The sequence below is a fragment of the Microbacterium sp. genome (genome assembly GCF_041641055.1).
Lineage (GTDB): Bacteria > Actinomycetota > Actinomycetes > Actinomycetales > Microbacteriaceae > Microbacterium.
Genome location: NZ_JBEPZB010000005.1, coordinates 173,401 through 181,942 on the forward strand (window position 1 = coordinate 173,401; position 8,542 = coordinate 181,942).

Below are 8,542 nucleotides of genomic sequence, written 5' to 3' on the forward strand. Positions count from 1 at the left end.
GCGCGATATGACGATCACCGTCGAGGACAGACCGCAGGCGCTGCTCGAACTGCTCTGGCTCCGGGAAGCGCACGGCCTGGATGCTGCTGGCGAAGGCCTCCCGCCGATGCTCGTCGATCCACCGGCCTCGGCAGAGGACCCCGTGGACGACGCCACCCGTGAGAGCTGGTCGGCCGCGTGGTCGAGGATCTGGAGTGAGGTCGTCGCGCACACCGCGGCCGAACTCGACCAGACGGCGTTCGATGGTGCACTCGCTCAGGAGGCCAGCCCCGCCGAGCGCGAGATCCTGCTCCGCAGGCTGATCGGGTCGACGTGGAGCGATGAGTTCGGCGCCGAGGCCTTCGATGACGACTCGTACCGGGACTGGCAACGACGCGGGGTCGAGGCACATGCCGCGAACATGTCGACGGCGCTCATGGACAACCCCGAGCATCGAGACGTCAGCGCTCTGGCGGACGCCTGGCGCCGCGGACTTACGAAGGTGGTGACCATCCCGTGCCGAGGGCCCCACGCGCGACAGGTCGGCTCGCACGCGCTCCTCGTGACCGACGAGGTTCGAGCCGACAGCGCCATGTACCGAGCGGCACTCGACTCGTTCGCATCCCGACCGTGATCGCGGCGTACCGGCTCGGCCGACGGCTCCGGCCGAGTCGGTACGCGATCGAGTGTTGCTCCAGAGCCTGCACTCGGGCCGCTCAGGTCAGCGGCTCGCTCCCTTGCGCGGCTTGAGGAACTCATCCGGCTCACGCTTTTCGCGTTTCGCCGCTCGTTTTTCCTTGATCGACAATTGGGGGACCTTTTTCGCGCCACGTGCGCTTGGTGCTTTACCGGACATCAGAAACTCGCTTCCCCTTTTCGGCTGGCGTATGAACCATTGACCATAGCCGTCTTCCAGGCGAAGTCAATTCGTCGTCGAGGCCGGCGAATTCCACGGCAGGCTTCCCCTCGACACGCGGCATCTCCACCGGCGGAGCGCGCGTGCAGGGGCAGCGACTGCGGAGACGAAGTGACACGGATGATTTGTGGCGGAAGTGCCGCAAAATGCAGATAGTGAGCCGCCAGAACTGTGATCGAACGCGCAAGTTGCTTTTTCTGGGCGTGCGGCTATGGTGAGGGCCATGTCCATATTCTTCGGCCACATCCACGCGGATCTGCTCTGAGAGGATGAACGCCATGATCACCGTTCACCTGCGCTATGAGATCGACCCCGAGAAGCTCGACGACTTCACCGACTACGGGCGGGCGTGGATCCGACTGGTGGAGAAGCACGGTGGAACCCATCACGGCTACTTCATGCCGAGCGAAGGGGACAGCGACGAGGCGTTCGCGCTGTTCACGTTCCCCTCATTGGCCGACTACGAGGTCTATCGCACGGCTTCGAAGACCGATCCGGAATGTGTGGAGGCCTTCGAGCTGGCGCGCCGAACGCAGTGCATCCGCCGGTACGAGCGTCGCTTCCTCAGCCCCGTCTTCTCCGCAGACGCGGACTGACGAGGACGCTCCCGGCAGGTGCGTCAAGGGGGTTCGGCGACGAGATCCGTGACGAGCTGCGCAAGCTCCCCGAACTGATCGACGCCGGCAGCGACTAGCTCGAGCCCAGTAGCACGTCGATGCATCGGTGCCGCTCCGAACCGGACCACGCGTAGGCGACACCGAAACAGGGCCGGCGGCCGCGACCATCGAGTCGAGTCGAGTGCGCCCTGCGGTACTCGATAACACAGCGCCCAGGAAGGACGGGGATGGAACAGCGGCCGATGGCAGCAATATCAGGGCACTCACCCTGATGATGCCTCTCGGAGGCTAGTTGACATGCCCGGCCACCGCAGGGACCGTGGCCCTGAAGACCCAACCGTCCGTCGTTCTCCCTGCCACCAGAACACCCGCACTCTCCGAAATTCGCTGTCGCGCTCTGTGCAATCCACGTCCGCTCGAGAGTGCCTGGGCGGGTGTCTCAGAGGGGCTCACGTTCTTCACGACGAGTTCCACGGACCCAGTGCGAGCCAGGATCTCGATGGCGGCGGACTGCGTCCGCGGGGCATGCTTGAGGATGTTGGTGACAGCTTCGATCGCGATCTCTGTCAGCGCTCGCTCGGCGGCTGGTGTGATCGGCAGCCCACTATGGGGCACTTTGACTCGTGTCGGTATTCCGGCATCCTTCAGGAGTGCCCCGAGCGATGTGGCTGCCACCACCACCTTGCCCTCGTAGCGGGTCGGGTACGCCGGGGGACCATCCGTAGCCGTGTCTCGCATCATCGAGAGCAACGACTGAATGCTCCCCAGCGCGTTCTCCGCTGACTGCTCGATGGTCGAGAGAGACACCTGTCTCGCCTCCTCGTCGGGCTGGCGAGGCAGAGCTCTGGCGTGGAACAGGACGAGCGTGAGGTCGTGCGCGATGCCGTCATGAAGCTCGTCGGCGATGCGCTCCTGACTCTCGCGAGCGATCGCTTCGAGATCCTTGGCGAGTCGAGTGCGCTCGGCGACGAGAAACGCCTCTCGAGCGGCGACGAGGCGGAAGGCGACTCCCCCGAGGAAGGCGATCACAGCGATGCCGACGATGCCGTAGACGCCGCCAGCTGCCAACGCCGAGCTACTGGTGGTGATGTAGGCGATGAGAACCCCGAGAAGCACCGCATGCGTGACGATGACCCACGGCGCGCAGGTGGCGGCCACCAGGCTGAGCGCGACCGCCAACTCCAGAAGATCTCCTCCGCTGCCGGTGAACACGACACCGACGCTGCTGATGAGCATGACGATGACCGCCGCGGTCATCGGGTGCCAAGCGAAGGCCGCCACTCCCGCATAGAACGCGACCGCCAGGAGGTCATAGCGAGTGAACTCCCCTGAGCTGACGGCGAATCCGATTGCAATGCAGAGGAGCACTCCGACCGCCAGGACCAGGAGCAGGCGAGCTACCGGATGAAGAGAACGCTGCTCCCAGAACTGACGCGCACGCAGCATCCGCCGAATGGAGGCACCCCCGGCGAGGGTCGGTGCGCGTGCGGGGTCAGGAGCGGGGCGGGTCTCAGGCACAGATACCCATGATCTGACACAGCCAATCGCCGAGGTCAGCGGCGTGCTCGGTGACGACACGAACGAACGGTTCGACGCTGTAGATGCTGATGAAAGCCACGTTGGTCTCCTTCACTCCGGCCACCCGATCGACGCGGTCGTAGGACTCGTCGCTGAGCAGCACCATGGATGCTCCCATCCACCCTACGAGCCGTACCCTACCGGTCACGGAATCATGGCCCTAGGGCTAGAGATCGGGCCGAACGCGCACGATACCGTGAACAGGTGAGCGCACCCGTCCGAGTTCTCGTCGTCGATGACGACGCCCTGGTACGCCACGCTCTGCGTGCGTTCATCACAGATGACCCCAGGGTCGCGCTCGTCGGGGAGGCGACAGACGGTTCCGAAGTCGTCGAGGCGTGCGCTGCCGTGAAACCCGATGTCGTCTTGATGGACATCAAGATGAAGAACGTCAGCGGCGTGGAGGCGACACGCCGACTGCTCGAGTGGGACCCCCGGTGTCGGGTCGTCGCCCTGACGACCTTCACCACCGAGTGGCGCGCCCTGGAAGTGCTACGCGCAGGCGCATGCGGCTACCTCGTGAAGCACTCGACTCCGGAACAGATCGTCGACGCGGTCGTCGCTGCGCACACCGGCGACCGAGTGGTCTCCCCAGAGGTGCAGGACAGGTTCGTGCGAGCCGCCATCGAAGCAGGTGACGGGGACAGGTCAGATCTGCCCCTGTTGAGCGACCGGGAGCGCCAGGTGATCGAACTGATCGCCGCGGGGCTCTCGAACACCGAAATCGCCGACGAACTCCACTACGCCGAAGGCACCGTGAAGGCCGACATCCGCCACATCAACCATCTCTGGGGTGTTGAGAATCGCCTGCAGATCGTGCTGCGGGCCACGGAGCTCGGGGTCATCAGTCTCTGATCCGCCCGTCGGTCCCAATCCATAGCCCTGGGGCTATGAAGACTCTCCAGCTCTTGAGAACCTCCGCGAGCGATGGTCATGATGCCAGTGCCCAGTCGGCACGACGCCAACCGGGCGCTCACTCTCCGTCCACAGCCAGTGGAACGGGGCTCGTCGATTCCCGGTTCACCGGCTTCGGAAAGGACAACGATGTACTCATCCACACACACGGGCGGGCCTCGCAAGGCACGGCTGATCACCTCGATCACCGCCGCCGCAGCCACCGTGATCGCCATGCTTGTCATGGCTCCAGCAGCCCACGCTGCAGAGACCCCCAGCGATCCGGCTCCCGTGGTCGAAATCTCGGCTGAGGAACAGGCGAATCTTGACGCCCTCCTCGCCGCGTCCGACACCAGCGGCGAGGTCGCTGTCTTCGATGTCGACCGGGCCCTCGAGCTCGGTGCAGACCAGAGCGCCGTCCAGGAGTTCGCGGCAGGTTTCGTGGAGTCGGGTGGAACGCTCGCTGCAGCCGCATCGACAACGGCTACGGAGATCTCGAAGGGAACCGAGAGCTCCGCGATGGCACTCGCTGCATGCCGTGGCAAGAACGGGTTCACGGGCTACTACTGGTTCGGTCCGCAGACGGCGATGGACTCCTGCAACACGTCAGCACTCATCAACGGCATCACGCTCGCGGCCGCGGGCGGAGGCACCTACGCAGCCGCATCGGCGCTGACCGTGGCGGGGCTTCCGGCTGCTGCCGTCGTCGGAGTCATCTCCGGCATCCTGGGCATCGGCGTAGCATTCCTGAACATCTGCAAGGACACCAGCAGCGTGAACGCCATCTACCTCAACGGCGGAGTGGCCGGAGTGGTACCTCCCAGCTGCTGGGCTCAGTAAGGGAGAGGTGACGTGATGTCCTCCGACAATCGATTCACGACCGGGGGGATCGTCGTCGGCGTCCTCGGAATAGGGATCGGCGTAGGTCTTGTGATCGCGAGCTTCATGGTCGGGCTCGGGACCGCGATCGGATCTGCCCTGTCCTCCTCCGGCACGATCACGGTTGTCGCGTTCGTCGTGCTGACGATCGTCTTGAGTGCCGCGGCACGACGCCAGAAGCAGGCCGGGCACGCCTGACCGCTGGCATCAGGGAGGGGTTCGCAACCGGACCCCTCCCTTGTCGCTGCTCAGATGTGAATGGGCAGAAGCCGCCGCGAAAGGCGCTGTCCTCTTGTACGGGATTCGATCCTGAGGGCAGAACCGTGGGCGTCGAAGACCGATCCGGAATGCGTGGAGGCCTTCGAGCTGGCGCGCAGGACCCAGTGCATCCGTCGGTACGAGCGCCGCTTCCTCACCCCCGTCTTCTCCGCAGACGCGGACTGACGAGGACGCTCCCGGCAGGTGCGTCAAGGGGGTTCGGCACCACCGCCGCCGGCCCTAGCGTCTCCGCATGGCTATCGAACTGAATCGCCCCGCCCTCGAGTACGCTCGCTCCCTGGTCCGCGACGGCAGGGTCGTCCGCGACGAGCGCGACGACTGGTCGGAGGCGGCTCCCAGCGCAGACGACGAGAACCGCTTCATCGACCAGCACGGGTGGACCGAGTTCTCCCATTGGCACCTGGGCATCGACAAGAGCGAGAATCGCGAGACGAAGAAGGCATACTCCTTCCCGTTCGGCGATCTCCGCTCCGTGCGTCGGTCGGGAGTGATCTCCGGCGAGAGCCGTGCCGGGCAGTACGACCACGACGAGATCCGTGACGAGCTGCGCAAACTCCTCGAACTGATCGACGCCGACAGCGACTAGGCGGTCGCTCCGGGACGGATGCCGGGGCTGACGCTGCTCGATGGCGGAGTCGACCATCGGCCGATCGACGTCATACTGCGATCGGCGGTTGTACGATCTGCATCGAGCCGTCAGGCCGATACGCCCTGAGTAAGGACAGCCCGGATATGTCAGTGACTTCCTCCGCCGATGCGTCGACACCCGGCGCCGTCTCCGCCTGGGCGCCTCTGGCCATCCCCGCTTTCCGGATGCTGTGGTTCGCGCAGCTGGGGAGCAACATCGGCACCTGGATGCAGACGGTCGGCGCGCAGTGGTACCTCGTCGATGCCGCGGTCGGCGCGACCATCATCGCCCTCGTGCAGACGGCGAGCCTGGCCCCGGCGGTGCTGTTCTCGCTCCCCGCGGGGGTCCTGGCGGATTCCCTCGACCGCCGCAGACTGCTGATCTGGGGGTCGGCGGCGAGCGCGGTGATCGCCGCAGTGCTGACCGTCATCGCCTTCCTGAACGATCTGACTCCGTGGACGATCCTCGGCTTCACGTTCCTGCTCGGGATCACCTCGACCCTCACGTCCCCGGCCTGGCAGGCGATCCAGCCGGAACTCGTGCCCCGCCCGCTCATCGGTGCGTCCTCGGCGCTCGGTGGCGTGACGGTGAATGGAGCCCGCGCCGTAGGACCCGCGCTGGCCGGAGTCCTGCTCTCGCTGTTCGGTGCTCCCCTGGTCTTCGGCATCAACGCGCTCAGCTTCGTCGCAGCAGTCATCGCACTGCTGTGGTGGCGACGGCCGCCGCAGAGCGGGCTCGACGACCGGGAGCCGTTCACGGCCGCGCTGCGCGCAGGGGTTCGGTACGTCGCATCCGCCCACCTCGTGCGGCGCATCCTTCTGAGATCCGCTCTCTTCGCGCTGCCCGCCAGCGCGCTGTGGGCGCTGCTTCCCGTGACCGCCAAGCGGCTCGACCTCGCAGCCAGCGGATACGGCTTCCTGCTCGGTGCGCTCGGTGCCGGCGCCGTGCTCGGCATCTTCGTTCTGCCCATCGCCCGGAAGAGGTTCTCGGACAACACGGTGATCGCGGTGAGTGCTCTGCTGTTCGCGGCCGGCACTCTCGCCGCGGCGTGGCTGCCGTTCGTCCCCCTGCTGCTGCTTCTCGTTCTGGCCGGAGTCGCGTGGATCGGCACGCTCACGGTGCTCAACGCCGCGCTCCAGTTGACCCTCCCGCAGTGGGTGCGGTCGCGAGGAGCGTCGATCTACATCCTCGTCTTCATGGGAACGATGGCAGTCGGGTCCTTCGGCTGGGGTGCCTTGGCCGGAGGCGTCGGCACGGCGACGTCGCTGGCGGTGGCGGCGGCGCTGCTGGTCGTCGTCGCAGCCAGTGTGATGTGGTTGCCGCTGCTGCCGGGCACCGGCACCGTCGACCGGACCGTCTCGCTGTCGTGGCCCACACCGACGCTCGTCCTCGAGCCTCAGCCGACCGACGGGCCCGTGCTCGTGCAGATCGCCTACACCGTGCGCCCCGACGACATCGACGCGTTCCGAGAATCCATGCGTCTGGTGGAGAGCTCCCGGCGGCGGACCGGCGGATATCGCTGGACGCTGCTGCGCAGCGGCGAGGAGGAGGACCTGCTGCTCGAGTCCTTCATGGTCCCCTCCTGGGGAGAATATCGACGGCAGCAGACACAGAGACTGACCGGGCGCGACCGTGAGATCCAGGCCACCGCCCTGGCGCACACCGACGGCGATCCCCGCGAGAAGCACTATTTCCCCGAGCCGTCGCCGCCCCGTAGAAGCACCAGGCTCCACCGCTGAGCAGAGTCAGCCGGGGACGACGCCTTTCGCCCCTGGATGCCGAGGGCATCTGGGAATCCCTGGGGAATCGACGAGCGGCGCTCGGGCCGACCGTTAGCGTCGAAGCATGGATACCGACACCAGACGACCCCGCGCTCGCAGTGCACGCATCCTCACGCCCCTGTTCGGAATGGCCGCCGCCACAGCTCTTCTGGCCGGCTGCGCCGCACCCCCCGCACCGACCCCGACGGTCACGGAGACGGTGACGGCATCCGCCGATCCCGCGCCGAGCCCGTCGCCCAGCGACTCCGCCCCGACGGCGGACGCCAGTCCGTCAGGCATCGGAGACGTGGAACTGGGGATGCCCTACGACGAAGCCGTCGCGGCTGCGGCGGCGACTCCGGTGGAAGCGTGCCCCTGGCTCGCCACCGCTGAGGCCGACGGATACACGCTCACCGTCCAGCGCCCCGAAGTCTCGGAACAGGACCCCGCGGTGGTCGACCTCGTGCAGGTGTCGGCCTCGCCCGTCGACCTCGAAGGGAAGCCCGCCGTCGGCCCGTTGACGGCCGAGGGGATCGGCATCGGCTCTCGAATGGACCAGGCGCTGGCCGCCTACCCCGACGCGGTCGAGGTCGAGAGCGTCGGCGATCGCCGGTACCTCGCGATCGAGTCGGAGGACGGTGCCGGCTCGGTCTTCCTGACCTACACCGCCGGAAGCGACATCATCTGGGCAGTGACGGCGACGACCCTCGACGAGCCGCCGTACGAGTCCTGCGCCTGAGCGCGGGACCGCAGCGTCAGAGCCGGTCGCCTGACCCCTCAGGATGCCGCGCCACTGCGTCGGTCCCGCTCGGCCTCGAAACCCGATAGAATATGGCTCTGAAAACATTTCTGAGAGGAGGCGACATGACGAACGCATCAGTTCTCTTGCGCGCCGCTCGAAAGAGCCGCGGCCTCACACAGAAGGATCTCGCCCAACGGACCAACGTCGACCAGGGCCGAGTGTCGCGATTCGAAAGCGGTCGCGAGGCCGAGTTCAGCACCATCGAGCGCT

At 66.4% G+C, this 8,542-nt stretch carries 12 protein-coding genes; 9 read left to right on the forward strand and 3 right to left on the reverse strand.

Annotated features, from left to right (window positions below; genetic code table 11):
• Positions 1 to 7 precede the first annotated feature (7 nt).
• Positions 8 to 613 (forward strand): hypothetical protein, encoded by a 606-nt coding sequence (locus tag ACESK8_RS05340; protein WP_372967617.1) that lies wholly within the window; start codon positions 8 to 10, stop codon positions 611 to 613.
• Between the two features lie 87 nt (positions 614 to 700).
• Here the strand turns inward: ACESK8_RS05340 and ACESK8_RS05345 are convergent, their stop codons facing one another.
• Positions 701 to 835, reverse strand: a complete 135-nt coding sequence (locus ACESK8_RS05345) for a hypothetical protein (protein WP_372967618.1) — start codon at positions 833 to 835, stop codon at positions 701 to 703.
• A 338-nt stretch (positions 836 to 1,173) separates the two neighbouring features.
• Here ACESK8_RS05345 and ACESK8_RS05350 point away from each other — a divergent pair, with 338 nt between their 5' ends.
• On the forward strand, positions 1,174 to 1,491 hold the full coding sequence (locus ACESK8_RS05350) for an NIPSNAP family protein (protein ID WP_372967619.1): 318 nt from the start codon (positions 1,174 to 1,176) through the stop codon (positions 1,489 to 1,491).
• A gap of 309 nt (positions 1,492 to 1,800) precedes the next feature.
• Here the strand turns inward: ACESK8_RS05350 and ACESK8_RS05355 are convergent, their stop codons facing one another.
• Positions 1,801 to 3,030, reverse strand: a complete 1,230-nt coding sequence (locus ACESK8_RS05355; protein WP_372967620.1) for a sensor histidine kinase — start codon at positions 3,028 to 3,030, stop codon at positions 1,801 to 1,803.
• On the reverse strand, positions 3,023 to 3,196 hold the full coding sequence (locus ACESK8_RS05360) for a hypothetical protein (RefSeq protein WP_372967621.1): 174 nt from the start codon (positions 3,194 to 3,196) through the stop codon (positions 3,023 to 3,025). The genes ACESK8_RS05355 and ACESK8_RS05360 overlap by 8 nt, the downstream gene beginning before the upstream one ends.
• 2 nt (positions 3,197 to 3,198) lie before the next feature.
• Between ACESK8_RS05360 and ACESK8_RS05365 the strand changes: the two genes are divergently transcribed.
• The 7 genes from ACESK8_RS05365 to ACESK8_RS05395 form a co-directional block, all read left to right on the forward strand.
• Positions 3,199 to 3,945 (forward strand): response regulator, encoded by a 747-nt coding sequence (locus ACESK8_RS05365; RefSeq protein ID WP_372967622.1) that lies wholly within the window; start codon positions 3,199 to 3,201, stop codon positions 3,943 to 3,945.
• A gap of 189 nt (positions 3,946 to 4,134) precedes the next feature.
• Entirely contained in the window at positions 4,135 to 4,824 is a 690-nt protein-coding gene (locus tag ACESK8_RS05370) for a hypothetical protein (RefSeq protein ID WP_372967623.1), read from the forward strand.
• Positions 4,825 to 4,839: 15 nt separating this feature from the next.
• Complete coding sequence (locus ACESK8_RS05375) at positions 4,840 to 5,061, forward strand: hypothetical protein (protein WP_372967624.1); 222 nt, start codon at positions 4,840 to 4,842, stop codon at positions 5,059 to 5,061.
• 313 nt (positions 5,062 to 5,374) lie between these two features.
• Positions 5,375 to 5,728, forward strand: a complete 354-nt coding sequence (locus ACESK8_RS05380; RefSeq protein WP_372967625.1) for a hypothetical protein — start codon at positions 5,375 to 5,377, stop codon at positions 5,726 to 5,728.
• Between the two features lie 152 nt (positions 5,729 to 5,880).
• On the forward strand, positions 5,881 to 7,509 hold the full coding sequence (locus ACESK8_RS05385; protein WP_372967626.1) for an MFS transporter: 1,629 nt from the start codon (positions 5,881 to 5,883) through the stop codon (positions 7,507 to 7,509).
• A gap of 106 nt (positions 7,510 to 7,615) precedes the next feature.
• Positions 7,616 to 8,269 carry a hypothetical protein gene (locus tag ACESK8_RS05390; protein WP_372967627.1) on the forward strand — a complete coding sequence of 218 codons (654 nt, stop codon included), beginning with the start codon at positions 7,616 to 7,618 and terminating at the stop codon, positions 8,267 to 8,269.
• Between the two features lie 125 nt (positions 8,270 to 8,394).
• Positions 8,395 to 8,542: helix-turn-helix domain-containing protein (locus ACESK8_RS05395; protein ID WP_372967632.1), on the forward strand; the 148-nt coding region annotated here is incomplete at its 3' end.

Excerpts from the sequence above, each read along its gene's own strand:
- ACESK8_RS05380 (WP_372967625.1), top strand. The coding sequence starts at position 5,375 with ATGGCTATCGAACTGAATCGCCCCGCCCTCGAGTACGCTCGCTCCCTG.
- ACESK8_RS05365 (WP_372967622.1), top strand. The coding sequence starts at position 3,199 with ATGCTCCCATCCACCCTACGAGCCGTACCCTACCGGTCACGGAATCAT.
- ACESK8_RS05360 (WP_372967621.1), bottom strand. The coding sequence starts at position 3,196 with ATGGTGCTGCTCAGCGACGAGTCCTACGACCGCGTCGATCGGGTGGCC.
- ACESK8_RS05370 (WP_372967623.1), top strand. The coding sequence starts at position 4,135 with ATGTACTCATCCACACACACGGGCGGGCCTCGCAAGGCACGGCTGATC.
- ACESK8_RS05390 (WP_372967627.1), top strand. The coding sequence starts at position 7,616 with ATGGATACCGACACCAGACGACCCCGCGCTCGCAGTGCACGCATCCTC.
- ACESK8_RS05375 (WP_372967624.1), top strand. The coding sequence starts at position 4,840 with ATGTCCTCCGACAATCGATTCACGACCGGGGGGATCGTCGTCGGCGTC.
- ACESK8_RS05340 (WP_372967617.1), top strand. The coding sequence starts at position 8 with ATGACGATCACCGTCGAGGACAGACCGCAGGCGCTGCTCGAACTGCTC.
- ACESK8_RS05345 (WP_372967618.1), bottom strand. The coding sequence starts at position 835 with ATGTCCGGTAAAGCACCAAGCGCACGTGGCGCGAAAAAGGTCCCCCAA.
- ACESK8_RS05350 (WP_372967619.1), top strand. The coding sequence starts at position 1,174 with ATGATCACCGTTCACCTGCGCTATGAGATCGACCCCGAGAAGCTCGAC.